The following is a 26,990-nucleotide window of genomic DNA, read 5'->3' as shown; positions in this document are numbered from 1 at the left end:
CCCATCCCCCGATCGGTGTGCGCGCAGCTTAATCGTTCTGCGTGGCGGGGACTAAAAGGGAACGTCATCCCGGCGAAGGCCGGGATCCAGGCCCGTAGCGCCGGGAACTCCCGGCGTGGTGAACCTCACTCCGGCGATAGCCGGAATCCATCGTGATCGTCGTCTTCGTGAGACGGGCACAGCGAGTGCCGGCAGTACCGCTCGCGCCGACCCTCACCCCAACCCCTCTCCCGGAGGGAGAGGGGCTCAAAAACTCCCTCCCCTGCGAATGCAGGGGAGGGTTGGGGAGGGGTGAAGTGGAGCACCTCAGCCCCCGGGTGCGCTGCGCTTACCCGGGCTACAAGAGCGCAACTGCATCGTCGCATCGCTCGCCCGCCCCTCACCGCCGCAGCGCGATCCGCGCCAGCTCCGCGCCCACCACGGCCGCGCCGGCCTGCGAACCACCGACGCGGAACACCGCCACGGTCTCCACCAGCTGCGAGGCCTGCTGTTCCAGGCTGCGCGCAGCGGCGGCGGACTGTTCGACCAGCGCGGCGTTCTGCTGCGTGCCTTCGTCCATCTGCGTGATCGCGCCGTTGACCTGCTCGATGCCGGCGGTCTGTTCCTGCGAGGCGGCGGAGATGTCGGCGATGATGTCGCTCACCTTCCGCACGCTGGCGACGATGCCCTGCATCGTGCGACCGGCCTGGTCGACCAGCTGCGTGCCCTGCTGCACTTCCACCACCGAATCGGTGATGAGCTGCTTGATCTCCTTGGCCGCGTTCGCCGAGCGCTGCGCGAGCGAGCGCACTTCACCGGCGACCACCGCGAATCCGCGGCCCTGCTCGCCGGCGCGCGCGGCTTCCACCGCGGCGTTCAGCGCCAGGATGTTGGTCTGGAACGCGATGCCGTCGATCACGCCGATGATGTCGCCGATGCGGCTGGACGAATCGCTGATCGCGCTCATCGTGCGCACCACGCGCGCCACCACCGCGCCGCCTTCGGAGGCGACGTCGGCCGCTTCGCGCGCCAGCTCGTTGGCCTGGCGCGCGCTGTCTGCGTTCTGGCGCACGGTGCTGGTCAGCTCCTCCATCGACGAGGCGGTTTCTTCCAGCGACGCGGCCTGCGATTCGGTGCGGCGCGACAGGTCGTCGTTGCCGGCGGCGATTTCCGCCGCGGCGCTGCCGATCGCGTCGGAACTTTCGCGGATGCCGCCGACGATCTGCGCGAGGCGCTCGACGGTCTCGTTCGCGTCATGGCTCATGCGCGCGAACACGCCGTGGAAGTCGCCGCGCATGCGCGTTTCCAGGTCGCCGCGAGCGAGCCCGCGCAGCAGCGACGACAACGCCGAGAGGTTCTCGTCGGCGGTCGCCATCAGGCGGTTGAGCGTGTCGACCATGGTGCGGAAATCGTGGTCGAAGCGCATCGCATCGCCGCGCGCGCTGAAATCGCCGTCGGCCGCCGCGGCCGAAAGGCGCTGGATCTCGCCGTTGATCGCGCGCAGGTTCGCCTTCACCGAATCCATCGTCCGCGTCAGCACGGCCTTCTCGCCGGGCAGGCGGTCCATGTCCTGCGACAGGTCGCCGACCGCGTAGCGCTCCATGATCTGCAACGCGCGCTGGATCGAATCGATGTGCGAGGCGACCAGCGCGTTGGTCTCGCGCACCATCGTGCCGTACGCGCCGGGGAAGGCGGATTCGTCGATGCGGAAGCTGATCTGGCCTTCGTCGTGGCGACGCGCCATCTCGCCCTGCGCCTGCGAATAGTCTTCCAGTCGCCGGCACATGCGCTCCAGCGCCTGCTGCAGCTGGCCGATCTCGTCGCGCTGTTCGGTATGGATCACCAGGTCGAAGCGGCCGTCGGCCATCGCCTGCGCGGCCTGCGTGGCGGCGCGCACCGAGGCGGCGATGTTGCGCGCGATCAGCAGCGACAGCGCGATCACCGCGGCCAGCGCGATGAGCGCGGCGATCAGCAGCGTGCCACCGAAACGCCATGCGCGCGCGGCGATGTCGTCGGTGTATTCGCCGCTGCCGATCACCCAGCCCCAGCGCGGCAGGTGCTCGACGTAGGAGATCTTCTCCACGGGCCCTTCGACGCCTGGCTTCGCCCACTGGTAGTCGACGAAACCGCCGCCATCGCGCGCGACCTTCACCATCTCCACGAAGATGCGCTTGCCGTCGGGGCTCACGTAGTCGGTGAGGTCCTTTCCGTTGAGCTGCTTCTGGTGCGGGTGCATGAGCATGCGCGGATGCTCGTCGTTGACCCACAGGTAATCGGTGCCGTCGCGGCTGCGCAGCGTCGAGATCACCTGCAGCGCCTCGCGCCGGGCGACGTCCTCGGGCAGCTTGCCGGCCTGCGCCAGCTCGGCGTAGCGCTGCACCACCACGAGCGCGGCGCCGACCCGCGTGTGCAACCGGGCGCGTTCGTCGGCGATCTGGCCGGAGTAGTTGCGTTCCACCGCGATGCCTGTCAACACGACCAGGCCGAGCGCGAGGGTGGCGATCATCCACGCGAACTTCGCGCGCAGGGAAAGGGAAGAGAAGCGGAACAGGTTCGACATGCACGACACCGCGTTGGGTACTCGACGCGGGATCGCGTCTTGCTCGAGTTATCGGCGGCGGCGGCGTTTGATTCAGCGCAAATCGCTCGAATGCGGTGAGTTATTTGGCTGAATGCGGAAAGTGGGACGTGGGTTTAGGTGCGGCTTCGTGCGCGTGGCGCTTTTGTAGCCCGGGTGCCCTGCGCTTACCCGGGCTACAAGAGCTTGCTCGCCGCGATCGCTTTTCACCGTCATCCCCGCGAAGGCGGGGATCCATCTCTCCGACGTGTCACGTTCTTCGGAGGCGGTGACGCACTGCGCGTCCGCATTGCGCACGCGATGCAACCGCGCAGCGTTGTGATTCCGCGACGGTTCACCGCAGCCGCTTCGTTACCCCTCACCCCAACCCCTCTCCCGCGGGGAGAGGGGCTCAAGCGCCGGCGTGTCATATTCTTAGGAAGCGGTGACGCATGCACGCATGGATTCCCGCCTTCGCTGGAATGACGAGCGTTTGTAGCCCGGGTAAGCGAAAGCGCACCCGGGGCGCGACCAAGTCCCGGGTGCGCTGCGCTTACCCGGGCTACAAGAGCTTGCTCGCCGCAATCGCTTTTCACCGTCATCCCGGCGAAAGCCGGGACCCAGGCTCGCAGCGCGTGGGCACCGTCAATCGTTCGCCGCCCGCAGATACGGCGGCGCGCTCGCGCTGAGGCGGAACGCCGCCACGGTCTGCATCAGTTCGCCAGCCTGCTCTTCCATGCTGCGCGCGGCGGCCGAGGCCTGCTCGACCAGCGCGGCGTTCTGCTGCGTGCTCTCGTCCATCTGCGCGATGGCCTGGTTCACCTGCTCGATGCCCGCCGACTGCTCCTGCGAGGCCGCCGAGATTTCCGCGATGATGTCGCCCACGCGCTTCACGCTGCCGACGATCTCGTCCATCGTGCGGCCCGCGCTTTCGACCAGGCGCGTGCCGGTGCCGACGCGTTCGACCGAATCGCCGATCAGCACCTTGATTTCCTTCGCCGCGTTCGCCGAACGCTGCGCGAGCGAGCGCACTTCGGAAGCGACGACCGCGAAGCCGCGGCCCTGTTCGCCGGCGCGCGCCGCTTCCACCGCGGCGTTCAGCGCCAGGATGTTGGTCTGGAACGCGATGCCGTCGATCACGCCGATGATGTCGGCGATCTTCGACGAGGACGCGCTGATCTGCGACATCGTGGCGACCACCTCGTGCACGACGTCGCCGCCGCGCGTGGCGACTTCCGATGCCGTGATCGCCAGCGCGTTCGCCTGACGGGCATTGTCGGCGTTCTGGCGGACCGTGCTGGTGAGTTCCTCGATCGACGAGGCGGTTTCCTCCAGCGACGCCGCCTGCGATTCGGTGCGGTTGGACAGGTCGCTGTTGCCGGCGGCGATTTCCGATGCGGCGCTGTTGATGGTGTCGGCGCCTTCGCGGATGCGGCCGACGACCTGCGCGAGCTGGCCGACGGTGTGGTTCGCATCGGCGGCGAGGCGGCCGAACTGGCCCGGCAGCGCCACGTCCACGCGGCGACCCAGGTCGCCGTCGGCGACGGCGGCGAGGAGCGAGCCGACTTCGTTCAGGCCCTGCTCGGACGTCGCCATCAGGCGGTTGAGCGAGTCGACCGTGTCGCGATAGGCGAACTCGAAGCGCGAGGCATCGCCGCGACGGCTGAAATCGCCCGCGACCGCGGCATCGACCAGCTGCCTGATCTGCGCGTTGATCGATTCCATGCCGTGCTTGACCGAATCCACGGCCTGCGTGATGCGCGCGCCCTGGCCCGGCAGGCGCTCGATGTCGACCGACAGGTCGCCGCGCGCATAGGTGCCGACGACTTCGACCACGCGCAGGTTCACGTCGATGTGCGTGGCGACCAGCGCGTTGATCGCGTTGGCCATGTTGCCGTAAATGCCGGCGAAACGATCGGCCGGCATGCGGTGGTCGATCTGGCCTTCGCGGTGTCGGGTGGCCATTTCCTGCTGCGCCTCGACGAAGGCGCGCAGCTCGGACTGCATGTGCTTCATCGCCTTCATCAGGCGCGCGTTCTCATCGACGCCTTCCACGACGATCGTGTCGTCCAGGCGGCCCGCGGCGACGTGGTTGGCCACGCTCATCGCACGGCCCAGCGCGGCGGAAATCGCACGCGCCAGCACGATGCCGACGCCCAGCGCGGCCAGCAGCGCGAACACGCCGACGACCAGGCCGAACACCAGCGCACGGTTCGACGCGGCGACCGAATCGCCGACGGTCGCGGTGAAGCGCTTGTTGGCGGCGTCGCGCTCGGCGTTGAGGCGGTCGCGGTAGGTGGCCAGCGCGGTGGACATCGCCTGCACGTCGTCGGGGTTCACTTCGCCGCCGTCGACGAAGACCTTCGCGACGCCGTGGGCGGATTGGTAGTACGTCTCGAAGTCGGCGGACAGGCGCTTGAGCGCGGCATCGCCCGGGGTGATCTTCGACAGCTTCTGGTAGCGCGCGCGGATCTGCTGCGCGACTTCGCCCGCGCCGGCGAGCGTGTCGGCGTCGGCGGACGCGGCGGCGGTGTTGAGCGTGCTGATGAGCTTGTCGAGCGCGGCGACGTTTTCGGTCATCGCCTCCAGGCGCGGGAACTGCTCGTCGCGGATGCTGGCGACCTCGGCGTTGTTGCGCTGGGTCACGATGGAAGACATGAGCAGGTAGGCCAGCAGGCAAAGCAGCGACAGGATCGCCGGCGCCAGGACTTTCCAGAAAAGGGGAACGCGCGACAGGAATTGCATGGCGGAGCCTTCATGGGGCAACGCCCGGCGCACGTGGCGCCGGGCGTTGCGGGTGGCATGGATCGAGGGTTCGCGTTGCGTTGTGCCTTACGGCTTGAGCACGACGCGGACGCTGTCGTCGACGTCGGCCGCATCCAGGTAGCCGATGGCCGACGGCGAGCCGGCGACGAACTTGCGCACGTCCGCGCCGCTGCCCAGCTGCTTGGGACGCTGCGCCTTGCCGGTGAAGGTGAGCTGCGCCCAGTAGGCCTTCAGCTGCGCGGCGTCCTTGCCGGTCACCTTCGTGTAGAACTCGGCGCGCGCCGGGCCTTCGGGCAGGTCCACCGGCGTGGCGGCACCGCCGCCCGGGAACGCGACGGCCTTGTTGAGGAACAGCTGCGAGACCTGCGCCTGCGTGAGCGACTTCACTTCGCTCTTCGCGGACACCACCACCACGACGCCCGCCTGGGCGAGGGTGGCGGCGCCTGCGAGCACCAGGCCGGCGACGGCGATAACGAGATTGCGGATGGTCATCGTCATGCCTCCGTCAGAACACGAAATCGAGCGAGATCGACAGCAGGTCGTAATCCCGGCCGGTGACGAAACCCGGCTGGCGATTCACCAGGCCGCCGGTCGAACCGGTCGGCACGTCGACGTGCGCGTACTCGGCCTTCAGCGCGAGGTTCTCGTGGAAGTCCCAGCGCGTGCCGACGGTGATGCTCTTCTGGTTCGCGTTGGTGGTCGACAGGCCGGCATTGATCACGCCGATCGGATCGCGCGCGCCGATGGTCGTGTCGCTGTCCAGCTTGACGCGGCCGAGCGTCATGTACGGCGTGAACGCGCCGGTGCGGACGCCGCCGCTGAGGTACATGTTGGTGTTCTTCGCCAACAGGTTGTCCTCGCCGGTGGTGCGGGTGACTTCACCGCGCACGAACCACGAACCCGGATCGAACGCGTAGCCGAACGAGGCGAACTCCAGGTCGTCGCCGTCGATGGCGTACTGCGCGCCCAGCGGCGCCAGCGGGCCCTGGTACAGCGCCAGCAGCGGCGTGGTCGGCGCGTCGATCTTGGTCTGGCTGTAGCTGCCGAAGAGCGTGGAGCTGCCGAACTCGGCGCGCAGCGCGAGCGTGCGGGCGTCCTTCACTTCGAAGGTGCCTTCGTCGGCGTCGCCGGCGGCCAACTGCACCGACATCGCCACGTCGCCGACGTTGAACTTGTACGTCGCATCGGCGCCGTCCAGACTCACCGCGAGGTCGTACACCTCCACCGGCGGGCGGACCCACGGCATGGCGTAGCCGACCTTGCGGTATTCGGACAGCATGAAGATCGGCGCGGTGAAGCGGCCCGCGCGAACCTGCAGCGCCGGGGTGAATGCGTACTTGACGTGCGCCAGCTCGACCTGCGGCTGGTAGGAGCCCTCATGGTCGTACTCGCTGATCACCTGCACGACGGCGGAGAACTTGTCGGTGAAGTGTGCATCGACCTGCGCGGCCAGGCGCGTGTCGGGCGTGGTCGACCATGCGTGCGTGTAACCGGCACCGGCCGGGCCTTGCGTCGGGACGAAGTCGGCACGGTCTTCGCTGTTGTGCACGACGCCGAGGGTGCCGTAGCCGCTGAAGGAGAACATGCCCTCATCGGATTGCGCGTCCTGCGCGAAGGCGGAAATGGGAAGGAGCGAAGCCATGGCGAGTGCCAGAGCGCTGGGACGGAAACGCATGATCATTCCTGAGATGGTGCAAGGGCGCGCCATCGCAGGCGCGGACTGAACCCCGACCGCGCGATGCATGTTCGGTGGAGCGACCGGGATAACGGCCGCGTGTCATGTGTCTGAAACGAAAACTTCACGTTTTCCCTGTTCATCAAGATGACTTGGGGAAAGGCGTGGTGCAGGCGCGCGCGTTTGTAGCCCGGGTAAGCGAAGCGCACCCGGGGCGCGACCAAGTCCCGGGTGCGCTGCGCTTACCCGGGCTACAAGAGCCTTGCTCGCCGCGATCACGTTCACCGTCATCCCGGCGAAGGCGGGATCCATCGGCCGGCGTGTCACGTTCTTCGGAGGCGCTGACGCATGCACGCATGGATTCCCGTCTGCGCGGGAATGACGACAAAGAACGGCCGCCGCCTCACCGGAGTGATGCAACCAGGGGAACCGTCATCCCGGCGAAAGCCGGGACCCAGGCTCGCGGCGCGTGGGCACTCCATCTGCGACGAACTACACCCACGTCATTCCAGCGAAAGCTGGAACCCATTCTGCTTCTGCATGTCGCGTGGCGATGCAGCGGCGTAGCGTTGCACGGTCGCAATGGTTCACCGCAGCCGCTTCGTTACCCCTCACCCCAACCCCTCTCCCGCGGGGAGAGGGGCTCAAGCGCCGGCGTGTCACGTTCTTCGGAGGCGGTGACGCATGCACGCATGGGTTCCCGCCTTCGCGGGAATGACGACAAAGAACGGCCGACGCCTCGCCGCAGTGACGCGACAAAAGGTTCCGTCATCCCGGCGAAAGCCGGGACCCAGGCCCGCAGCGCATGGGCACCCTCAATCGTTCGCCGCCCGAAGATACGGCGGCGCGCCCGCGCTGAGGCGGAACGCCGCCACGGTCTGCATCAATTCTCCGGCCTGCTCTTCCATGCTGCGCGCCGCGGCCGAGGCTTCCTCGACCAGCGCGGCGTTCTGCTGCGTGCTCTCGTCCATCTGCGCGATGGCCTGGTTGATCTGCTCGATGCCCGCGCTCTGCTGCAGCGTCGCGGCGCTGATGTCGCCGATCAGGTCCGCCACGCGCTTCACGCTGGCGACGATCTCATCCATCGTACGGCCCGCGCTTTCGACCAGACGCGTGCCGGTGCCGACGCGTTCGACCGAATCGCCGATCAGCACCTTGATCTCCTTCGCCGCGTTCGCCGAACGCTGCGCGAGCGAGCGGACTTCGGAAGCGACCACCGCGAACCCACGGCCCTGTTCGCCGGCGCGCGCCGCTTCGACCGCGGCGTTCAGCGCGAGGATGTTGGTCTGGAACGCGATGCCGTCGATCACGCCGATGATGTCGGCGATCTTCTTCGACGACTGGCTGATCTGCGACATCGTATCGACGACGCCGTGCACCGCGTCGCCGCCGCGCGAGGCGATGGCGGTGGCCTCGATCGCCAGCTGGTTCGCCTGGCGCGCGTTGTCGGCGGTGTGGCGCACGGTGCTGGTGATCTCGTCCATCGACGAGGCGGTTTCTTCAAGCGACGCCGCCTGCGATTCGGTGCGCTCCGACAGGTCGGTGTTGCCCGCGGCGATCTCGCGCGCGCCCAGGCCGATGGTGTCGGCGGCGACCTTGATCTGCCCGATGATGCCGGCCATCGCATCGACCAGCGCGTTGATGCCCTCGCACAGTTGCGCGACCGAACCGCTCTTGTCGCCGGTCTCGATTCGGCCGGTGAGGTCCCCGTCCTGCGCGGCGGTCACCACGGCCTGCGTCTGCTCGACGGCGCGCTGCAGCGCTTGCGTGTCGCGCACCTGCGCGGTGATGTCGGTGGCGTACTTGACGACCTTGAACAACGTGCCGTTCATGTCGAAGATCGGGTTGTACGAGGCCTGGATCCAGATCTCGCGCCCGCCCTTGCCGAAGCGGTGGTACACGCCGGCGTCGTACTCGCCGCGCGACAGCTTCGCCCAGAATTCGCGGTACTGCGGGCTGTTGCGGTACGCCTCGCCGGTGAACATCGAATGGTGCCGGCCGATGACTTCCTCGCGCGCGTAGCCGGTAGTCGCGAAGAAGTTCTCGTTGGCCGACAGCACGCGCCCGGCGAGGTCGAACTCGATCACCGCCTGCGACTTGCTGATGGCCGCCATCTGCCCGGCGAAGTCGGCCGCCTGCATTTTCTGCGCGGTGATGTCGGTGGCGAACTTCACCACCTTGCGCGCACGGCCGGCGCTGTCGAAGACGGGGTTGTACGAGGCCTGGATCCAGACTTCGCGGCCGTCCTTGCCCAGGCGCCGGTATTGCCCGGCGTCGAATTCGCCGCGCGCGAGCTTCGCCCAGAACGCACGGTACTCGTCGCTGCGCGCCTGCGCGGGTTCGACGAACATCGAATGGTGGCGGCCCTGGACCTCGTCCAGGCGGTATCCCAGCGTGCGCAGGAAGTTCTCGTTCGCGTGGAGGATCGTGCCGTCGAGGTCGAATTCGATCACCGCCTGCACGCGGTCGATGGCGTCGATGCGGCCGACCATGTCGGCGATGCGCGACTGTGCGGCCGCATCGGCGGCGGGAGCGTGTGCGAACAGGGCGGTCAGGCGGCGCCAGAACGGCGCGGCAGGTGCGGGGCGCTGCGCACGATCACGTCCGTTTGCGCGCGTCTGCGTCCTTACAGAATTCATCGATGTGGTCCTCGGGTGTCGTCAAATCGAAGACGCCGCACCTCGTGCACGGCGTCCCTTACTGCGCTGATTTGTGGACTCACGGAAGATCGCCCGTGGGGGACGGCGGACCTTGGGTGCGACTACAACGCGGCTGGCTTGGCGGATGCGCTCCGCCTGGCGTGCTGTCTGGCGTTGTTTTTGTTGTACGTGGAGCGTGGAGCGGTGGCTGGCCACTCTCCCGCAAGCGGGAGAGTGGTCGCCCGATCAGGCGGCGTTCGCGTGCGAGACCAGGCCCATCTCGGCGCTTGTCATCAGCTTTTCGATTTCCAGCAGGATCAGCATGCGTTCGCCGTGCGTGCCGATGCCGGTGATGAACTGGCGGTCGATCGTCGCGCCGATTTCCGGCACCGGGCGGATCTGCTCGGATTCCAGGCGCACCACGTCGGACACGCTGTCCACCACCATGCCCACGACGCGGTCGGCGACGTTGAGCACGATCATCACCGTCAGCGCGTTGTATTCGGCCTTGGCCAGGCGGAACTTCAGGCGCATGTCGATGACCGGCACGATGGTGCCGCGCAGGTTGATCACGCCCTTGATGTAGTCGGGCGCGTCGGGCAGGCGGGTGACGGTGTCGTAGCCGCGGATTTCCTGGACTTTCAGGATCTCGACGCCGTACTCCTCCTCGCCCAGGGCGAAGGTGAGGTACTCGTCGGCCGATTCGATGGTGGCGGTGATGTCGTTCATGTCGGGTGTCTCGGTCGATGTTCGGTTTCTGCTCCCTCCCCTGCGAAGGCAGGGGAGGGTTGGGGAGGGGTGAGGTCCGTTGCGATCACACTCGGCGCCTCGCACCCCCTCCCAACCTCCCCTGCAAGCAGGGGGAGGGGCTGTATCTGTCAGGCCGCCTGCGGCATCCGCTGCGCCTGCACCAGGCCGCCGACGTCGACGATCAGCGCGACGCGGCCGTCGCCCAGGATCGTGGCGCCGGAAATGCCCTGCACGCGGCGGTAATTGGCTTCCAGGTTCTTCACCACCACCTGCTGCTGGCCGAGCAGTTCGTCCACTTCCAGCGACAGGCGCTGGCCGTCGGCTTCGACCACCACTGCAATTCCGTTGCCAGGATTGGCGCCGGAATGCGCGTTGGCGCTGGCACCCGCGTTGAGGCCGTACTGCGCGGCGAGGTCGATCAGCGGCAGGTAGTCCTCGCGAACGCGCAGCACGCGCGCCTCGCCGGCGATGGTGCGCACGTCCCCGGCCGCCGGCTGCAGCGATTCGATCACCGAGTTCAGCGGGAGGATGAAGACCTCGCCGCCGACCGCGACGGTCATGCCGTCCAGGATCGCCAGCGTCAGCGGCAGGCGGATCGACACGGTGGTGCCGGTGCCCTTCTTCGAACGGATCTCGACCTGGCCGCCGAGCGCGGCGATGTTCTTCTTCACCACGTCCATGCCGACGCCGCGACCGGACAGGTCGGTGAGCTGTTCGGCGGTGGAGAAACCGGGGTGGAACACCAGGTCCCACACCTGCGCGTCGGTCGGGTTCTCGCCGATCGGCAGGCCGCGTTCGGCGGCCTTGCGCAGGATGCGGTCGCGATCTAGGCCGCGGCCGTCGTCGGTGATCTCGATGACGATGTGGCCGCCCTGGTGCTGCGCGTTGAGGCTGATCGTGCCCGTCTCGTCCTTGCCCGCGGCGCGGCGGTCGGCCGGCGATTCCAAACCGTGGTCGATCGAGTTGCGCACCAGGTGCACGAGCGGATCGACGATTTTCTCGATCACGCCCTTGTCCAGTTCGGTCGCTTCACCGCTGGTGCGCAGGCGCACCTTCTTGTCCAGGCGCGCGGCGAGGTCGCGCACCATGCGCGGGAAGCGGCTGAAGGCGAATTCCACCGGCAGCATGCGCACGCCCATCACCGCTTCCTGCAGGTCGCGGGTGTTGCGGTCGAGCTGTTCCAGCCCCGACAGCAGCAGTTCGTTGGCGACCGGGTCCAGCTGCGTGGAACGCTGGCGCAGCATCGCCTGGGTGATGACCAGTTCGCCCACCAGGTTGATCAGCGCGTCGACCTTGTTGACGGCGACGCGGATCGAGGTGTCGCCGGCGTCGGCTGCGTTGGACTTGCGCGCGTCGGCGTTGCCGCGCGTATCGAGCGCGACGACGTTGTCGCCCGCTTCCGGCAGCGGCGAGGGCGGCGGCGCGACGGCGGAGGTCGCCGGAATGCCTTCGATCGCCAGCTCGCACTGGTCCTCGACCCACGCGAACGCGTCGTCGATCGCGCTGCGCGGCACGCTGCCGGGCAGCATGAGGTCCCACGCGAGGTACGCCTCGTACGGATCGAGTTCGGAAAACTTCGGCAGCGCGTTGTCGAGCGCGGTGACGCCCAGTTCGCCGTGGCCGGCCAGCTCGCGCAGGATGCGCAGCGGGTCGTTGCCCGACAGGAACAGCGACGGCGCGGGCTTGAAGCCGATGCGCCATTCGGCGATTTCCGGCGCCTTCGCTTCGGTCTTCGCGGCGGTCGCGACGTCGCGCCCCATCATCTTCGCCAGGCCGTCGTGCGCGCGCTTGAGGGCGACGGCATCGATCGGATCGCCGTGTTCGGCGGCGGCGAGCAGGCCGCGCAGCGCATCGCCGGCGACCAGCAGCGCGCCGATCGCGTCGGCGTCGAGCTGGCGGCGTCCGCTGCGCGCTTCGTCCAGCAGCGTTTCCAGCTGGTGGGTCAGCTCGCTGATGGCGGTGAAGCCGAACGTCGCCGCGCCGCCCTTGATCGAATGCGCGGCGCGGAAGACGACGTTGATGGTTTCGCCGTCGGCCGAACCGGACTCCATCGCGAGCAGGCCCGCCTCCATGGCATCGAGGTTTTCGCGGCTTTCCTCGAAGAAGGCGGCGTGGAAGCGGGTGATGTCCATCGTGACGGCTCGGTTCGTATCGGGCGGAAGTGCGAAGGGTCAGGCGGAACGGATCAGCCCAGGACCTTGCGGACGGTCGCGAGCAGCTGTTCCGGATCGAACGGCTTGACCAGCCAGCCGGTCGCGCCGGCGGCCTTGCCTTCGGCCTTCTTGTCGCCACCGGATTCGGTGGTGAGCATCAGCAGCGGGGTGAAGCGGTAATCCGGCAGCTGGCGCAGCTGGCGGATCAGTTCGATGCCGTCCATGCGCGGCATGTTCACGTCGGTCACCACCGCGTCGAAACGCTGGGTCTTGGCGACGTCGAGCGCGGCCTGGCCGTCCTCGGCTTCGCGCACGTTGAAGCCGCCGCCGGTCAGGGCGAAGGCGACCATCTGCCGCATGGAGGTGGAGTCGTCGACGATCAGCAGGTTCTTGGACATCGTGGCCGGCTTCTGTTTGAAGTGGAAAGGAAAGGTGGGGTTCGGTCAGGCGGCGGTCGGCGCATCGACGCCGAGGCTCTTGGCGAGCGCGAGCTGGCGCGCGGCGTCGGCGAGCACGGGCGAGGCGCCCGTCACGACGGTCGCCAGTCCCAGCGCGGCGCGTTCGCGCACGAAGGCATGCAGCATCTGCAGCCCGGCCGTGTGCACGCGCTCGACGGCATCGCCGGTGAGCGACAGCGGTTCGGCGTCCTCCAGGTGCGGGCGCAGCGTGGCCTGCAGGTCGGCGACGTGTTCGATGCCGAGGTCGGAGGGAAGAGGCAGTGCGTTCATGGCTGTGTGTGGTTCGCCGTGGTCATTCGAATGGGATAACGGCGGGGGCGGCGGGGACTTGAGTGCAGTAGCCGAAGCCGGTTTCTGCTCCCTCCCCTGCGCGCAGGGGAGGGTTGGGGAGGGGTTGCGACGCCGCGCAGCGCTTGTAGTCCGCGTAAGCGGAGCGCACCGCGCCGTCGTGCAATCCAGCCCTGCGACGATGAGCGCGCCGCAGCGCGTTGCATGGCTGACGGGCGGATGTTCCGGGACGATCGTTCCCCCGGGTGCGGCCTTCGGCCTTACCCGGGCTACAAGTGCGCGCGCCTTCGTTGCGGTTATCGAAGCCATCCATGGCGCGACGCTCTCGCTTCGGAACGCCCGGCCCGGCCCTCCGTGGCCGGTCGTTCGGCAGGCCACGCGGCAGTGCCGCGTAAGCGGCCTGCCTCACCCAAACAACGCATTCGCATCCAGCAGAACGGTAGGCTTCGCCACCACGCGCGCCACGCCCACGATCGCCCGCGACGGCGCGGCCATCAGCGGCGGTTCGATGCGGTCGGGGCCGAGCGTCACCACGTCGTCGACCGCGCTGACCAGCGCGCCGATCAGTTCGTTGTCGCGTTCCACCACGACGATGCGCGCGCGCTCGTCCGGAACGACGCGACCGGTGCCCAGCCACAGGCCCAGGTCGAACACGGGCACGATGCGGCCGCGCAGGTTCATCGCGCCCAGCACCGACGGCGCGGCGCCGCGCATGGCGACGATCGGCACGGTGCGGCCGACTTCCTGCACGCGCAGCAGTTCGACGGCGTAACTGTCCTCGCCGACGGCGACGCGCAGCCAGCGATGCGTCGTGGTGACCGACGGCGGCAACGCCGGCGGCGTGAGTTCGACCGGACGCAGGCCGCTGCGCGCATCGGGGTGCGGCATCGGGGCGCGCGGCGCGGGTCGGTGTGCCGGCGCCGGCGTCGGCGCGGGCTTCGGTGCGACAGGCGCAGCCGGAGCCGCCATCGCCGCGGCGAACAACGGGTCCGAATCCAGTTCGGCGAGCAGGCCCGGGTCGATCTGCAGTGCAGGCGCGGCAGGCGCCGCCATGGCCGCAGCGAACAACGGATCCGAATCCAGCTCCGCGAGCAGGCCCGGATCGATCTGCGGTGTCGCGGGCGCGAGGTCCGCCGGTGCAGCGAACTGCCCGGCGAACAGCGGATCGGACGCCAGCTCCGCGAGCAGGCCGGGATCGATCGACGCGATCGGGTCCGCGGCCGGAGGTTCAACGGCGGCGGCAGGCGCCTGCGCGGCGAACAACGGATCGGCGTCGAGTTCGGCGAGCAGCCCCGCGTCGACGGGCGACGACATTTCGATCGCCGGCGACGGAACATCGCCGGGCGCCGGAACCTCGACGTCCGGCGACTCGATGGTCTCGGGCAAAGCAGTGGCGTCGATCGGTGCCGCGACGGCGGTCTCGTCCGCGACGGCCATGACCGGCGCATTCGCCGCGACAGGCGCGGGCGCCACCGCATCGACCGTGAGGTCGAGCAGTTCGTCCAGGTAGGCGTCGAGGGCGGGGTGGTTCATGTCTACTTCCGTCATTCCCGCGAAGGCGGGAATCCAGTGTCTTGATGCGGTGGAACAGATCGCGCGTCGCCGGCGTCTTCGCGCCGGTGACGAAGGGACCCTGCAAAACTCACGCCGCTTCCTTGTGCGACTCGCTGGCGGCTTCCTGCTCCAGCAGCCACTTCAGCGCACGTCGGTACATGTCGACGCCGCGGCCGTCCGGCGGGTCGGACTTCACCAGCGCGGCGGCGTCGCGAAGGCGCGTGTCCATCGGCACGGCGTGCGGCCAGACGCGTTCGCCGTAGCGGTCCTGCAGCTCGTACAGGCTCGCAACGCCCGTGCGCGTGCGCCGGTCGAACAGCGTCGGCAGCACGTGGCGCGGCAGTGGACGACGGCGCGAGCGCTCGACCATCTCCGCCGTGCGCAGCATGTCGGCCAGCCCGTGCAGCGCGAGCGGATCGGTCTGCGTCGGCACGATCAACCGGTCGGCCGCCGCCAGCGCGTTGACCATCAGCAGGCCGAGCGTGGGCGGGCAGTCCATCAGCACGTAGTCGTAGACCTCGCGCACGGTGTGCAGCGCGCGACCGAGCGCGAGCCCGAGGCCCGGCTGCGTCGCGCCGCGACGTTCCAGCGTCGCCAGAGCGGGTTGCGCGGCGACGACCTGCAGGTCCGGGATCTGCGTGTAGCGCGCCAGTTCCAGCAGCCCGACGCCGTTGTTGGCGAACAGGTCGTGGGTGCCGGGCGGCGGCGGATCGGCGGGGATCTCGAAGGCGCGCGTCAGCGACGCGTGCGGATCGAGGTCGAGCAGCAGCACGCGGTTTCCCGCGGTGGCAAGCCCGCGTGCAAGACACAGCGACGTCGTCGTCTTGCCGACGCCGCCCTTCTGGTTGGCAATAGCCCAGGCGCGCATCAGCCCGCTCCCGGTTGGGTGGTGGAGGTGGAAGTGCTTCGTGCCGCGGCGGCGGCGCGTGCGGTGTCGGAGGCGATGCCTTCGTTGCCCGCGCCATGCGCGCGCGCAGCGGCCGCGGCGGCGCCGGGCGCCTTCACGGCGGGGTAGAGGTCGGCATCCACAGCGTCGGTATCGGCAGCGCGTGCCTCGTCGGCGGAGTCGTCCAGCGCGATGCTCGCCGGACCGCGCTCCTCGATCGCGTCCGGCCCCTGCGGGCTGGCGAGGATCACCAGCAGCACGCGGCGGTTCGCGTTGCGGCCTTCGGGCGTGGCGTTGTCGGCGATCGGCTGGTACTGGCCGTAGCCGACCACCGCAAGACGGCTCGGCGAAATGCCGGCCTGCGACATCACGTGCACGATGCTCGCCGCGCGCGCGGTCGACAACTCCCAGTTCGAAGGGAACTGCGCGGTGGCGATCGGCATGTTGTCGGTGTAGCCCTCCACGCGCAGCGCGTTGGGCTCGTCGGCCAGCACGGTGGCGATGCGGCGCACGGTGTCGACCGCCTGCGGGTTCGGCACGGCCACGCCGCTGGCGAAGAGGATGTCGCTCTGGATCTCGACTTCCAGGAAGTTGTAGCTGCGGCGCACGGTGACCAGCTTCTGCTTCACCAGTTCCGACAGCGCTTCCTGGATGCGGCGGCCGATCGAATGCAGTTGCGCGCCCTGGGCGGTCTCGCGCTCGGACATCTCGCGTGCGGCATCCATTCCACTGCCACTGCCGCTGCCGTTCGCGCCGAAGGTCGGCATGTCCAGCACCTGCTTCATGCGCGGCGAGGCGATGGGCGTGGAGGACGACGGTCCCGACTTGGAGCCCGGCGTCACCAGGGAGGGGCGATCGAACGCCGAACCGCGCAGCTGGTGCATGCCCAGCTGGATCGGCGACACCGTGCGCGGCGGGCCGCCGAACGCGGAGGACAACGCATCGGCCAGCACGCGGTACTTGCCTTCGTTGATCGAGGAAATCGCGTACATCACCACGAAGAAGGCGAGCAGCAGCGTGATCAGGTCGCCATAGGGGATCGCCCAGGCTTCGTGGTTCGCGTGTTCTTCGTGCTGGTGGCGGCGGCGCCCGGCCATGGCTGTCGTTCCGGCTCCGTCAGACCACGAAGCCGTTGAGCCGCGCTTCGATGTTGCGCGGGTTCTCGCCCTGGGCGATGCCGATCAGGCCTTCGATGATCATCTCGCGCTCGTCGGCCTGCTGGTTGACCAGGCCCTTCAGCTTGGCCGCCATCGGCAGCAGCACCAGGTTCGCAAGGCCAATGCCGTAGATCGTCGCGGTGAATGCGGCCGCGATGCCGTGGCCGAGCTTGCTCGGGTCGGCGAGGTTCTTCATCACCGCCATCAGGCCGAGCACCGCGCCGATGATGCCCAGCGTCGGCGAGTAGATGCCGGCGCCTTCGAACACCTTCGCCGCGGCGAGGTCGCGCTGCGACTGGCCGTGCAGTTCGATCTCCAGCATCGCGCGGATGTTCTCCGGCTCCACGCCGTCCACGACCATCTGCAGGCCCTTGCGCACGAACGCATCGTCCTGCGCGTTCACTTCGGCCTCCAGGCCGAGCAAACCCTGGCGGCGCGCGACGGTGGACCATTCGACCAGGCGCGCGATCATCGCCGGGCGGTCCTGCATGGGCGGGCGGAACACCCAGCGCACGATCGCCAGCGCACGCTTGAACGTCGCCATCGGCGTCTGCACCAGGATCGCGGCGATGGTGCCGAGGATCACGATGACGAACGCGGCCGGCGACCACAGGCCGGACAGGCCCGCACCCTTGAGGATGCTGCCGCCGACCAGCGCGACGAGCGCGAGTACGATGCCGATTACGCTGAGTCTGTCCATCGTTGGGAAGTCGTCCGTTCGTTTCGGTGTTCCCCCTCTCCCGCGTGCGGGAGAGGGCCGGGGTGAGGGCGCACCCTCATCCGCCCCTTCGGGGCACCTTCTCCCGCTTGCGGGAGAAGGGATGTCCAACCCCCCGCTCGCGGGAGAAGGGATAACCAACCCCCCGCTTGCGGGAGAAGGGATAACCAACGTCCCGCTTGCGGAAGAAGGAGAAGCGATCGCGATCCTTCGTCCGTCTTAACGGTCCTTCGCGCCACTACTTGAGCCGCGCAGCCCGGTCCTGAGCAGTGCGTCGACATCCAGGATCAGCGCCATGCGGCCGTCGCCGACCAGGCTGGCGCCGGCGTAACCGGCCAGGCCGCGCAGCGTGCGGGGCAGGGCCTTGATCACCACTTCCTCGCGGCCGCGCACGCGATCCACCGTCAGGCAGAAGCGCGCGTCGCCGGACTGCAGCACCACGCAGGTCGTGGTGGTGCGCGGTTCGGGCGGCAGGCCGAGCCAGGTGCGCAGGTCGATCAGCGGCAGCGGCTGGTCGCGCAGGTCGAGCATGCGCTGGCCGTCCACCCACAGCGGTTCGATGCGTTCGTGCGCCAGCACTTCGACCACGCGCACCAGCGGCAGCGCGTAGACGTCGTCCTCCAGCTCGATCAGCAGCGTCGGCAGGATCGCCAGCGTCAGCGGCACGCGGATCGCGAAGCGCGAACCGCGGCCGACTTCCGAATGGATCTGCACCTGGCCGGAGAGTTCGCGGATCTTCGACTGCACCACGTCCATGCCGACGCCGCGCCCGGACAGGTCGCTGACCTCGCTGCGCGTGGAAAACCCCGCGAGGAAAATCAGGTTGAGGCATTCGTCCGAGGTCAGGCGCGCGGCCGCGTCGGAATCGATCAGCCCCTTCTTGATCGCGCTGCGGCGGATCTTTTCCGGGTCGATGCCGGCGCCGTCGTCGCTGACCTCGATGGAGACGTGGTCGCCTTCCTGCTGCGCGGACAGGCGCACCGTGCCCTGTTCGGGCTTGCCGGCGGCGCGGCGCGCGTCGGGCGATTCGATGCCATGGTCGATCGCGTTGCGCACCAGGTGCACGAGCGGATCGGCCAGCGCTTCCACGAGGTTGCGATCCAGTTCGGTTTCCGCGCCGATGATTTCCAGCTCGACCGACTTCTTCACCTGCCGCGCGACGTCGCGCGCGAGCTTGGGGAAACGCGCGAACACGCGGCCGACCGGCTGCATGCGCACCATCATCACCGCCGACTGCAGGCGCGAGGTGGCGACATCGAGCGCGGTCACCGCGCGGTCGAGGTCTTCATCGCGAAGGCGCGGGCGGATGGTCTTGAGGCGGTTGCGCGCGAGCACGAGTTCGCCGACGAGGTCGACCATCGCGTCCAGGCGTCGCACGTCGACGCGCACCGTCGGGTCTTCGGCCTTGGCGTGCGCGTTCGCGGCGGGCGCCTTGGGCTGGCGTGCGGGCGAGGGCGCGGCGGCCGGCATCGGCACCGCGCCCGGCACGCCGCCGGCGCCGTGCATCTGGTCCAGCATCGCCTCGAATTCGGCTTCCAGGTCGACTTCGGCATGCGCCGGCGCAGGTTTTGCGGCCGGCTTCGGCGAAATCGTCGCGACGTGCGTGACGAACGCGCCGGTGCCATCGCGCAGCGACTTCAGCAGCGCCGGCGGTGCGTGTTCGGGTTCCTCGCCGTTGGACACGGCGGCGAGCATGTCGACAAGCAGATCCAGCGATTGCTGCGCGCCGTCGAACGCGTCGGCGTCCATCGGCACCGTGCCGTCGCGCGCGACGTTCAGGCGGTCTTCGACCGCGTGGCAGATCTCCACCATCGGGCCGAAGTCGAGGAAGCCCGCGCCGCCCTTGATGGTGTGGAAGCCGCGGAACACGGCGTTGAGCGCGTCGCGATCGGTCGGCGCGTGCTCCAGCGCGACCATCTGCTCGCCGAGCTGGTCGAGGATCTCGCGCGCTTCGATGAGGAAGTCGGCGGCGATGTCGTTGGCGATGGCGCTCATGGAACTCTCACTTCAATTCGTTCCCGCGAAAGCGGGCTTCCGACCTTCGGCGTGACGCCTGCTCTTGTAGCCCGGGTAAGCGAAGCGCACCCGGGATTCGCGGCTCCGGAGACGTTGCCCCGGGTGCGGCCCATGGCCTTACCCGGGCTACAACTGCCGTGGAGGTCGGACGTCACCTCAAAGCCCCAGCGACGACAACAACTCGTTCGCGTCGTCCTGCGTCGCCGGCGTGGGATCGACGCCCGCGACCGACGGGCCGAAGCCGCGGTTGTTGTGGTTCAGGTGGATCGGCGTCGCTTCGCCGTCGGTCATCTCGCCCAGGCCCGCATGCACCGCGCGGACGAGTTCGACGACGCGGCGGATGATCTGGCCCGTCAGATCCTGATAACCCTGCGCCGCGGTCATTTCCGACATGCGCGAGCGGATCGCGGCGATGGTCGCGGCCTGTTCCTCGGTGGAGGCATCCGGTAGCGTGCCCAGCAGCACGCCGCATTCCTGGATCAGGTCGAGCGTGCGATGGCTCGCGTCCTCGCTCACGTGCACCACGTGTTCCAGGCGCGCGCAGGCTTCCGGCAGCGAGGCGTTCGGCGACGCGGCGCCGTTGCCCAGCGCGGTGTCGAGTTCGCGCGCGAGCTTCGCCAGGCCCTGCACCAGCGGCTGGCTGCGCCACTGGATCAGTGCGTCGACGTTGCTGCGCCAGCCGGCGAGGTCGTCGTGTTCCAGCGCCCACAACGCGGCATGCAGGCGTCCGATGACGGCCTGCCGGTCCTCGCCGAGCGCCTTCTCGCAGGAGGGCGAGTCGATCACGCAGCCGCTCCCAGGCGCTCGAACACCTTGTTGAGCTTGTCTTCCAGCGTCGCGGCGGTGAACGGCTTGATGACGTAGCCGTTCACGCCGGCCTGCGCGGCTTCGATGATCTGCTCGCGCTTGGCCTCGGCGGTGACCATCAGCACCGGGATCTTCGACAGCGATGCGTCGGCGCGGATCGCCTTGAGCAGGTCGATGCCCGGCATGCCCGGCATGTTCCAGTCGGTGACCACCAGGTCGTACGGCGCCTTCTTCAGCTCGGCCAGCGCGGTCACGCCATCGTCGGCCTCGGCGGTGTTGAAGAAGCCCAGGTCGTTGAGCAGGTTCTTGACGATGCGGCGCATGGTCGAGAAGTCGTCGACGATGAGGATGCGGATGTTCTTGTCCATGTGGGCTTGCTCTGGTGCGAAAGGGTGGTCGGGCGGTGAACTCCCTCCCCTGCGTGCAGGGGAGGGTTGGGGAGGGGGGAAGTGCACAGCGCGGTTACATCCGGCGTAGTGCTCTGTGCCCGGCGCTTCGCGCCGCGTACCCCCTCCCAACCTCCCCCTGCGAGCAGGGGGAGGAGCAGAATCAAAAGCGGTCAATAACCATCGTCGTCATCATCGTTCTGCGAGCCGCGCCATTCGCCCAGACGCGAGCGCAGTCGCAGCATCGCCTGGCCGTGGATCTGGCAGACGCGCGATTCGGAGACGTTGAGCACCGCGCCGATCTCGCGCAGGTTCAGTTCCTGCTCGTAGTACAGCGACAGCACCAGCTGTTCGCGCTCGGGGAGGTTGCCGATGGCCGCGCCGAGCGCTTGCTTGAAGGCGACCTGCTCGAACTCGCGCGCGGGCGTCGCGCCGGCGTGGTGCGCCAGGTGCGGCTCGCCGTCGTGTTCGTCGACGTGCGCTTCCAGGCTGATCAGCTGGCCGCGCGCGGCGTCCTCGAGCATGCGGTGGTATTCGTCGAGCGGTACCTGCAGGGCGACGGCGACTTCCTGCGCGGTCGCGGCACGACCGGTGCGCTGTTCGACCTCGCGCGTCGCCGCGACCACGTCGCGATAACGCCGATGCACCGAGCGCGGCACCCAGTCGCCACGGCGGATTTCGTCGATCATCGCGCCGCGGATGCGGATGGACGCATACGTCTCGAACGCGGCGCCCTGGTCGGCCTGGAAATTCCGCGCCGCGTCGATCAGGCCGAGCATGCCGGCCTGGATGAGGTCGTCGATCTCGACGCTCGCGGGAAGGCGTGCGGCGAGGTGGTGCGCGATGCGGCGCACCAGTTCGCCGTGTTTCTCGACGATCTCCGTCGCGTTGCCGTGGTCGGCCGCGCGCTGGGTCGCCTTGTACTGCTGGGCGGCGGCGTTCATGCGACGGCGCTCCTCAACGGGTCGTTGGTGCTGGCGGCGTTCGCGCCGTGGGCGACGAGGCGTTCCATGAAGAACTCCACGCCGCCGCGCGGGCCGAGCGGCGACTGCCAGCTGCCGGCGCGACGTGCGATGTCGCGGAAGGCCAGCGCCGACGGGCAGCCCGGGAAGGCTTCGACGACGGCTTCCTGGCGCTGGATCGCGCGGCGCAGCCATTCGTCGCGCGGCACCGCGCCGAGGTAATGCAGGGTGACGTCGAGGAAGCGCGCGCTGACGCGTTCGAGCTTCTCGAACAGCTGCTTGCCCTCGATCGCGTTGTTGACCTGGTTGGCCAGCACCTGCACGCGGGTGACGCCGCGCTCGCGGCTGAGCACCTTGATCAGCGCGTAGGCGTCGGTGACCGAGGCCGGTTCGTCGCACACCACCACGATCACGTCCTGCGCGGCCTGGCAGAAGGTCAGCACGCTGTCGGAGATGCCGGCGGCGTTGTCCACCACCATCGCGTCCAGCGGCAGGTCCAGCTGGCAGAACGCGTGCACCAGGCCGATGTGCTGCTGCGGGAGCAGTTCGGTCATGTGGCGCTTGCCCGACGCGGCCGGGACGACCCACAGGCCGCGCGGGCCTTCCAGCAGCGTGTCCTGCAGTTCGCAGCGGCCGGCGAAGACGTCGGCGAGCGTGAACTGCGGCGACAGGCCGAGCATCACGTCGACGTTGGCCAGGCCCAGGTCGGTGTCCAGCAGCAGCGTGCGCTGGCCGGCGTGGACCAGCGCCATGGCGAGGTTCACCGACACCGAGGTCTTGCCGACGCCGCCCTTGCCGCTGGCGACCGCGATCACCCGGACGGGCGCGCGCGCGCTTCCGGTGGCGGCGGGAGTGGCGTTGAGATCAGCTGGCGAATGCATGTCGGTCCTCGGTGGGGAGGGTCACGGGGCGGGGCTTGAGTTGCGAAAGTTCGAGAGACCCGAGGGGGTTATCGGCAGCACGTCGCACTTTCTCGAGGGTCGAAACCAGACGGGTTGCGTCGGCGGCGGCGATGTCGGTCGGGACGGCCTGCCCGTCGGTCGTGTAGGCCAGGCTCAGGCCCTGCTGGACCAGCACCGACAGGGGCGAACCCAGGCGGCCGGTCTCGTCCAGCTTGGTCAGCACCACGCCTTCCGGCGAGGCCGGGCGGTAGCGGCGGACCACTTCGCCCAGGTCGTGGGCGTTGGTGTTGGCCGGCAGCACGAGCAGGCTGCGCACGCGCTTGGCGGCGCGCAGCCAGAGGATCTGGCCGAGCAGGGCGCGGTCGCGCAGGCCATGGCCGGCGGTATCGACCAGCACCAGCGGGTAGTCGGCGAGCTGGTCGAGCGCGTCGTTCAGCGCCTCCGGACCGGCGGCCTCGCACACGGTCACGCCGAGGCGGCGGCCGAGGATGTGCAGCTGTTCGGTCGCGCCGGGGCGCTCAGTGTCGGTGGTGACCAGGGCGACGTCCCGCGCGCGGTGGCGCTGGGCGAAACGCGCGGCGAGCTTGGCGGCGGTGGTCGTCTTGCCGGCGCCGGTCGGCCCGACCAGCGCGATCACGCCGCCGTCGTCGATGGGCTCGTGGCGGGCGACGGAAATCGCACGCGCCAGTTCTTCCAGCATCGGCTCGCGGACCTGGGCCGGGTCGAGTCGGGCGTCGATGCGGCCGGCGATCGTCTGCGCCAGATTTTCGTCGCAGCCGTAACCGACCAGCATGTCGAACGCGGCGGCACGCGCCGGCGAGCCGCGCAGGCGTTCGACGGTGAGCTGGCCGAGCTCGCGCTCGATCAGCGCACGCATCGTCGCCAGTTCGTCGCGCATGGCGATGAAGGCCGGATCGCGGTTTTCGGGGACGGCGTGGAGGTGGGTGGTGCTCGGCGCCATGTTGGCGCCAGACGCGTTGTCGCTGGCGTTTGCGACGGCGTTGGACGTCGCGGCGCCTTGAGCCCCTCTCCCCGCGGGAGAGGGGTTGGGGTGAGGGGCAACGAAGTGGTTGCGTCCCAGATCGAGGAAAGAGGGAGAACCCTCGGCGGCAGCGAGATCCTCGACTGCAATCTCTTCGATCGGAGCAGCAACCGGGGCTTCTTCCGTCCACAGATCCGCAAGACTTCGGTACTCCGACGCGACCACCATCGCCGCCCCGACAACCGGCGCTTCACCTTCCGCGCCGTTCGCCGATAGAGAAAGGACAGCGTCACCGATCGCGGCGGAACCCGTGGGCGCGACCTCCGCCGGATCGGTGACGCTCTCCCGTGTTGCACCTTGCGCAGCCGCTTCGATCGAAGCGGCCATGAACTTGTCGCCCTGCGGAATCAGCGCGGCCATCATCGCGTCGAAGCGCGAGGTGTCCGGCGGCGGCATCGCGGCGGCGACGCGCGTCTCGTCCTTCGGCGCGCGCGACGCGGCCGGGGCGGGAAGGCCTTCGACCGGCGCGGCCTGCACCGGCGTGCCGTCGCCGATGGCGAACACCGCGCGGCCGCGGATCGGCGATTCGGCGACCTTCGCCTTGGCCTTGGCCGACAGCGCGACCACGGCCGGCTCGTCGCGCTCGACTTCGATGCGCGTGGCCTGTGCAGGTTCTGCGTTCTTCATCTCGATGCGCTCCACGTGGGGTCGCACGGCGTCGACGGCGCGCGTGTCCTCGCGCGACGCGTCGGTCGACGGCGCGGTCCAGGCCGCCTTCGGCTTCGACGGCTTGGTCAGCAGCGCGGCGAGCGAGCCGAAGCGCGACTTTTCCTCGTGGTTCTCGACCGACGGCGTCGCGTTCGACGCGGCGATCGCGTCGGCGCGGACCGCATCGATCGCCGGCGCCGTGGCGCGCATCGTCGGCACCGCCGCGGCGGTGGCCGGCGTGGTCGGCGAGGCGACCGGCGCGGGCGGCGTCGGCATCGACGGCAGCGCGGCGCGCAGGGCCTGCTGCGCCAGCGATTCGTCGTAGTCGGTGGCCGCGACGATCTCGATGCCGTCCTGCGTCGGACGGTTCGACAGGATCACCGCGTCGGGGCCCTGTTCGTCGCGCACCATGCGCAGCGCGGTGCGCATGTCGGGGGCGGTGAAACGTTTGATTCGCATGGGTCAGCAGCCGTGAATCGTGAATCGGGAATGGGGAATCGCAAGAGCGGTGTGCGTGGCGGGCGTTGGAAGACGGTGCAGGGCAGGTGTCGTGTTCGTTCTTTTCACGATTCCCCATTCCCCGTTGCCGATTCCCGGATGCCTCACCCCACCGCCCCCACCAACCGCAACCGCTTGTCCTCCGGCACCTCGCCGTAGGCCAGCACCGTCAGCGCGGGGACGCTGTGCCGCACGAGCCGGGCGATCGCGGAACGGATTCCACCGGGGACCAGCAGCACCGCGGGTTCGCCGCGGCCTTCCTGGCGGGTGACGCACTCGCTGAGGTTCTGATGCAGACGCTCGGCGAGTCCGGGTTCCAGCGCGGCGCCCTGGCCGCTGACGGAGTCCTGCAATACCCGTTCCAGAGCCGGCGCCAAGGTATAGACGGGCAGTTCGGCGCCCAGCCCGTTGAGTTCCTGCACGATGAAGCGGCCCAGCGCGGTGCGCACCGCGGCGGTCAGCAGCGCCGGGTCCTGCGTGTGCGCGCCGTGTTCCAGTAACGCCTCGACGATCTGGCGCAGCTGGCGCACCGGCACGCGCTCGGCGAGCAGCGACTGCAGCACGCGCACGATGGTCGACAGCGGCAGCAGCTTCGGCGTCAGGTCTTCGACCAGGCGCGGCGAGGCCTTGGCGAGCGTGGCGAGCAGCTGCTGCACTTCCTCGTGGCCGAGCAGTTCCGCCGCGCGCTCGCGCACCAGGTGCGAGAGGTGCGTGGCGACGACGGTGGCGGCGTCGACGACGGTGTAGCCCAGCGATTCGGCCTGCGCGCGCTGGCCCGGCTGGATCCACACCGCGTCCAGGCCGAACGCCGGGTCCTTGCCGGGGATGCCCTCGACCTTGCCGAACACGTGGCCCGGATCGAGCGCGAGGTGGCGGTCGGGATGGATCTCGCCGCTGGCGACCGGCACGCCGTGCACGAGCACGCGGTAGGTGCCCGGCGCGAGTTCGAGGTTGTCGCGCACGTGCACGGCGGGAATCAGGAAGCCGAGGTCCTGCGTGAGCTTGCGGCGCACGCCCTTCAGGCGCGCGAGCAGTTCGCCGCCCTGGTGCTTGTCGACCAGCGCGATCAGGCGGTAGCCGACTTCCAGGCCCAGCGGTTCGACCGGGCGCAGTTCGTCCCAGCTCAGTTCCGGCTGCGCGGCGGCCGTGGCGGCGGCTTCGGCTTCCGGCGTGTCCTCGGCCGGCGCGTTGGCGCGGCGGTGCATCTTCCACGCGGCGAAGCCCAGCAGCGCGGCGAGCGTCAGGAACGGCACGTTCGGCATGCCCGGCACGATGCCGACCAGCCCGAGCAGCGCCGCCGACACGGCCAGCGCACGCGGGTTGAGCACCTGCGTGGTGACCGCCTGGCCCATCTCCTGTTCGCGCGTGGCGCGCGTGACCAGCATCGCGACCGCGGTGGAGATCAGCAGTGCCGGCAGCTGCGCGACCAGGCCGTCGCCGATCGCCAGCAACACGTAGGTCGTGCCGGCGTCCTTCATCGTCATCTCGTGCTGGAGCACGCCGATGAGCACGCCGCCGATGATGTTGATCGCCAGAATCAAAAGGCCGGCGATGGCGTCGCCGCGCACGAACTTGCTGGCACCGTCCATCGAACCGTAGAAGTCCGCTTCGGCGCGCACTTCCTCGCGGCGCAGCTTGGCGTCCTCGCGCGAGAGCAGGCCGGCGTTGAGGTCGGCGTCGATCGCCATCTGCTTGCCGGGCAGGGCGTCGAGGATGAAGCGCGCCGACACTTCCGAGATGCGCCCGGCGCCCTTGGTGACGACGACGAAGTTGACGATGGTCAGGATCGCGAACACCACGATGCCGACCGCGAAGCTGCCGCCGATGACGAACTGGCCGAACGACTCGATGACGTGGCCCGCCGCCGCCGGGCCCTGGTGGCCGTGCAGCAGCACCACGCGGGTGGAGGCGACGTTCAGCGCCAGCCGCAGCAGCGTGACCAGCAGCAGCACGCTGGGGAAGATCGAGAATTCCAGCGGCCGCTTCACGTAGACGACCGCCAGCAGCACCACCAGCGACATGGCGATGTTCACGGTGAACAGCGCGTCCAGCACCAGCGGGGAGAGCGGGACGATGACCATCGCCAGCATCGCCAGCACGACGATGGGCGTGGCCAGGCCGCTCTTCACCGCGTGGCCCATGTTGGCGA

Annotated in this window: 20 protein-coding genes; all 20 read right to left on the bottom strand. The window is 69.1% G+C overall.

Going from position 1 to position 26,990, the window contains the following annotated elements; translation table 11 throughout:
* Positions 1 to 379: 379 nt before the first annotated feature.
* Positions 380 to 2,539, bottom strand: coding sequence for a methyl-accepting chemotaxis protein (locus LA521A_RS15650; RefSeq protein ID WP_281779778.1), 2,160 nt, complete (start codon positions 2,537 to 2,539; stop codon positions 380 to 382).
* A 642-nt stretch (positions 2,540 to 3,181) separates the two neighbouring features.
* Positions 3,182 to 5,281 (bottom strand): methyl-accepting chemotaxis protein, encoded by a 2,100-nt coding sequence (locus LA521A_RS15645; RefSeq protein WP_281779777.1) that lies wholly within the window; start codon positions 5,279 to 5,281, stop codon positions 3,182 to 3,184.
* A gap of 87 nt (positions 5,282 to 5,368) precedes the next feature.
* The gene (locus LA521A_RS15640) at positions 5,369 to 5,794 is read right to left on the bottom strand and encodes a type 2 periplasmic-binding domain-containing protein (RefSeq protein ID WP_281779776.1); all 426 of its coding nucleotides are present in this window, start codon (positions 5,792 to 5,794) and stop codon (positions 5,369 to 5,371) included.
* Positions 5,795 to 5,807: 13 nt separating this feature from the next.
* A complete protein-coding gene (locus LA521A_RS15635) occupies positions 5,808 to 6,944 on the bottom strand; it encodes a putative porin (protein WP_281779775.1) in 1,137 nt (378 codons plus the stop codon).
* An 848-nt stretch (positions 6,945 to 7,792) separates the two neighbouring features.
* Entirely contained in the window at positions 7,793 to 9,616 is a 1,824-nt protein-coding gene (locus LA521A_RS15630; RefSeq protein WP_281779774.1) for a methyl-accepting chemotaxis protein, read from the bottom strand.
* Between the two features lie 246 nt (positions 9,617 to 9,862).
* Positions 9,863 to 10,345 carry a chemotaxis protein CheW gene (locus tag LA521A_RS15625; protein WP_281779773.1) on the bottom strand — a complete coding sequence of 161 codons (483 nt, stop codon included), beginning with the start codon at positions 10,343 to 10,345 and terminating at the stop codon, positions 9,863 to 9,865.
* Positions 10,346 to 10,494: 149 nt separating this feature from the next.
* The gene (locus tag LA521A_RS15620) at positions 10,495 to 12,498 is read right to left on the bottom strand and encodes a chemotaxis protein CheA (protein ID WP_281779772.1); all 2,004 of its coding nucleotides are present in this window, start codon (positions 12,496 to 12,498) and stop codon (positions 10,495 to 10,497) included.
* A 53-nt stretch (positions 12,499 to 12,551) separates the two neighbouring features.
* The gene (locus LA521A_RS15615) at positions 12,552 to 12,917 is read right to left on the bottom strand and encodes a response regulator (protein ID WP_115844924.1); all 366 of its coding nucleotides are present in this window, start codon (positions 12,915 to 12,917) and stop codon (positions 12,552 to 12,554) included.
* Between the two features lie 45 nt (positions 12,918 to 12,962).
* Positions 12,963 to 13,247 carry an STAS domain-containing protein gene (locus tag LA521A_RS15610; RefSeq protein WP_281779771.1) on the bottom strand — a complete coding sequence of 95 codons (285 nt, stop codon included), beginning with the start codon at positions 13,245 to 13,247 and terminating at the stop codon, positions 12,963 to 12,965.
* Positions 13,248 to 13,670: 423 nt separating this feature from the next.
* Positions 13,671 to 14,798: a chemotaxis protein CheW gene (locus LA521A_RS15605; RefSeq protein WP_281779770.1), complete on the bottom strand. Its 1,128-nt coding sequence runs from the start codon at positions 14,796 to 14,798 to the stop codon at positions 13,671 to 13,673.
* Between the two features lie 109 nt (positions 14,799 to 14,907).
* Positions 14,908 to 15,687 carry a ParA family protein gene (locus tag LA521A_RS15600; protein ID WP_281779769.1) on the bottom strand — a complete coding sequence of 260 codons (780 nt, stop codon included), beginning with the start codon at positions 15,685 to 15,687 and terminating at the stop codon, positions 14,908 to 14,910.
* Entirely contained in the window at positions 15,687 to 16,802 is a 1,116-nt protein-coding gene (gene motD, locus LA521A_RS15595; protein WP_281779768.1) for a flagellar motor protein MotD, read from the bottom strand. Before motD ends, LA521A_RS15600 begins: the two co-directional genes overlap by 1 nt.
* A 19-nt stretch (positions 16,803 to 16,821) precedes the next feature.
* The gene (locus tag LA521A_RS15590; protein ID WP_281779767.1) at positions 16,822 to 17,562 is read right to left on the bottom strand and encodes a flagellar motor protein; all 741 of its coding nucleotides are present in this window, start codon (positions 17,560 to 17,562) and stop codon (positions 16,822 to 16,824) included.
* A gap of 237 nt (positions 17,563 to 17,799) precedes the next feature.
* On the bottom strand, positions 17,800 to 19,575 hold the full coding sequence (locus tag LA521A_RS15585; protein WP_281779766.1) for a chemotaxis protein CheA: 1,776 nt from the start codon (positions 19,573 to 19,575) through the stop codon (positions 17,800 to 17,802).
* 177 nt (positions 19,576 to 19,752) lie between these two features.
* Positions 19,753 to 20,382, bottom strand: coding sequence for a protein phosphatase CheZ (locus tag LA521A_RS15580; protein WP_281779765.1), 630 nt, complete (start codon positions 20,380 to 20,382; stop codon positions 19,753 to 19,755).
* Entirely contained in the window at positions 20,379 to 20,771 is a 393-nt protein-coding gene (gene cheY, locus LA521A_RS15575) for a chemotaxis response regulator CheY (protein WP_281779764.1), read from the bottom strand. Before cheY ends, LA521A_RS15580 begins: the two co-directional genes overlap by 4 nt.
* A gap of 191 nt (positions 20,772 to 20,962) precedes the next feature.
* Positions 20,963 to 21,733 (bottom strand): RNA polymerase sigma factor FliA, encoded by a 771-nt coding sequence (locus LA521A_RS15570; RefSeq protein WP_281779763.1) that lies wholly within the window; start codon positions 21,731 to 21,733, stop codon positions 20,963 to 20,965.
* Positions 21,730 to 22,632 carry a MinD/ParA family protein gene (locus LA521A_RS15565; protein WP_343226696.1) on the bottom strand — a complete coding sequence of 301 codons (903 nt, stop codon included), beginning with the start codon at positions 22,630 to 22,632 and terminating at the stop codon, positions 21,730 to 21,732. The genes LA521A_RS15570 and LA521A_RS15565 overlap by 4 nt, the downstream gene beginning before the upstream one ends.
* On the bottom strand, positions 22,616 to 24,802 hold the full coding sequence (locus LA521A_RS15560; RefSeq protein ID WP_281779762.1) for an AAA family ATPase: 2,187 nt from the start codon (positions 24,800 to 24,802) through the stop codon (positions 22,616 to 22,618). Before LA521A_RS15560 ends, LA521A_RS15565 begins: the two co-directional genes overlap by 17 nt.
* 143 nt (positions 24,803 to 24,945) lie before the next feature.
* On the bottom strand, positions 24,946 to 26,982 hold the full coding sequence (gene flhA, locus LA521A_RS15555; RefSeq protein WP_425494607.1) for a flagellar biosynthesis protein FlhA: 2,037 nt from the start codon (positions 26,980 to 26,982) through the stop codon (positions 24,946 to 24,948).
* Between the last annotated feature and the right edge of the window lie 8 nt (positions 26,983 to 26,990).

Origin of the sequence: Lysobacter auxotrophicus, from assembly GCF_027924565.1 — a bacterium.
GTDB lineage: Bacteria > Pseudomonadota > Gammaproteobacteria > Xanthomonadales > Xanthomonadaceae > Lysobacter_J > Lysobacter_J auxotrophicus.
Note: the sequence above shows the minus strand (reverse complement) of the source record. Positions and strands in the feature narration are given on the sequence as shown.

Excerpts from the sequence above, each read along its gene's own strand:
- LA521A_RS15650 (WP_281779778.1), bottom strand. The coding sequence starts at position 2,539 with ATGTCGAACCTGTTCCGCTTCTCTTCCCTTTCCCTGCGCGCGAAGTTC.
- LA521A_RS15645 (WP_281779777.1), bottom strand. The coding sequence starts at position 5,281 with ATGCAATTCCTGTCGCGCGTTCCCCTTTTCTGGAAAGTCCTGGCGCCG.
- LA521A_RS15640 (WP_281779776.1), bottom strand. The coding sequence starts at position 5,794 with ATGACCATCCGCAATCTCGTTATCGCCGTCGCCGGCCTGGTGCTCGCA.
- LA521A_RS15635 (WP_281779775.1), bottom strand. The coding sequence starts at position 6,944 with ATGGCTTCGCTCCTTCCCATTTCCGCCTTCGCGCAGGACGCGCAATCC.
- LA521A_RS15630 (WP_281779774.1), bottom strand. The coding sequence starts at position 9,616 with ATGAATTCTGTAAGGACGCAGACGCGCGCAAACGGACGTGATCGTGCG.
- LA521A_RS15625 (WP_281779773.1), bottom strand. The coding sequence starts at position 10,345 with ATGAACGACATCACCGCCACCATCGAATCGGCCGACGAGTACCTCACC.
- LA521A_RS15620 (WP_281779772.1), bottom strand. The coding sequence starts at position 12,498 with ATGGACATCACCCGCTTCCACGCCGCCTTCTTCGAGGAAAGCCGCGAA.
- LA521A_RS15615 (WP_115844924.1), bottom strand. The coding sequence starts at position 12,917 with ATGTCCAAGAACCTGCTGATCGTCGACGACTCCACCTCCATGCGGCAG.
- LA521A_RS15610 (WP_281779771.1), bottom strand. The coding sequence starts at position 13,247 with ATGAACGCACTGCCTCTTCCCTCCGACCTCGGCATCGAACACGTCGCC.
- LA521A_RS15605 (WP_281779770.1), bottom strand. The coding sequence starts at position 14,798 with ATGAACCACCCCGCCCTCGACGCCTACCTGGACGAACTGCTCGACCTC.
- LA521A_RS15600 (WP_281779769.1), bottom strand. The coding sequence starts at position 15,687 with ATGCGCGCCTGGGCTATTGCCAACCAGAAGGGCGGCGTCGGCAAGACG.
- motD (WP_281779768.1), bottom strand. The coding sequence starts at position 16,802 with ATGGCCGGGCGCCGCCGCCACCAGCACGAAGAACACGCGAACCACGAA.
- LA521A_RS15590 (WP_281779767.1), bottom strand. The coding sequence starts at position 17,562 with ATGGACAGACTCAGCGTAATCGGCATCGTACTCGCGCTCGTCGCGCTG.
- LA521A_RS15585 (WP_281779766.1), bottom strand. The coding sequence starts at position 19,575 with ATGAGCGCCATCGCCAACGACATCGCCGCCGACTTCCTCATCGAAGCG.
- cheY (WP_281779764.1), bottom strand. The coding sequence starts at position 20,771 with ATGGACAAGAACATCCGCATCCTCATCGTCGACGACTTCTCGACCATG.
- LA521A_RS15570 (WP_281779763.1), bottom strand. The coding sequence starts at position 21,733 with ATGAACGCCGCCGCCCAGCAGTACAAGGCGACCCAGCGCGCGGCCGAC.
- LA521A_RS15565 (WP_343226696.1), bottom strand. The coding sequence starts at position 22,632 with ATGCATTCGCCAGCTGATCTCAACGCCACTCCCGCCGCCACCGGAAGC.
- LA521A_RS15560 (WP_281779762.1), bottom strand. The coding sequence starts at position 24,802 with ATGCGAATCAAACGTTTCACCGCCCCCGACATGCGCACCGCGCTGCGC.
- flhA (WP_425494607.1), bottom strand. The coding sequence starts at position 26,982 with ATGGGCCACGCGGTGAAGAGCGGCCTGGCCACGCCCATCGTCGTGCTG.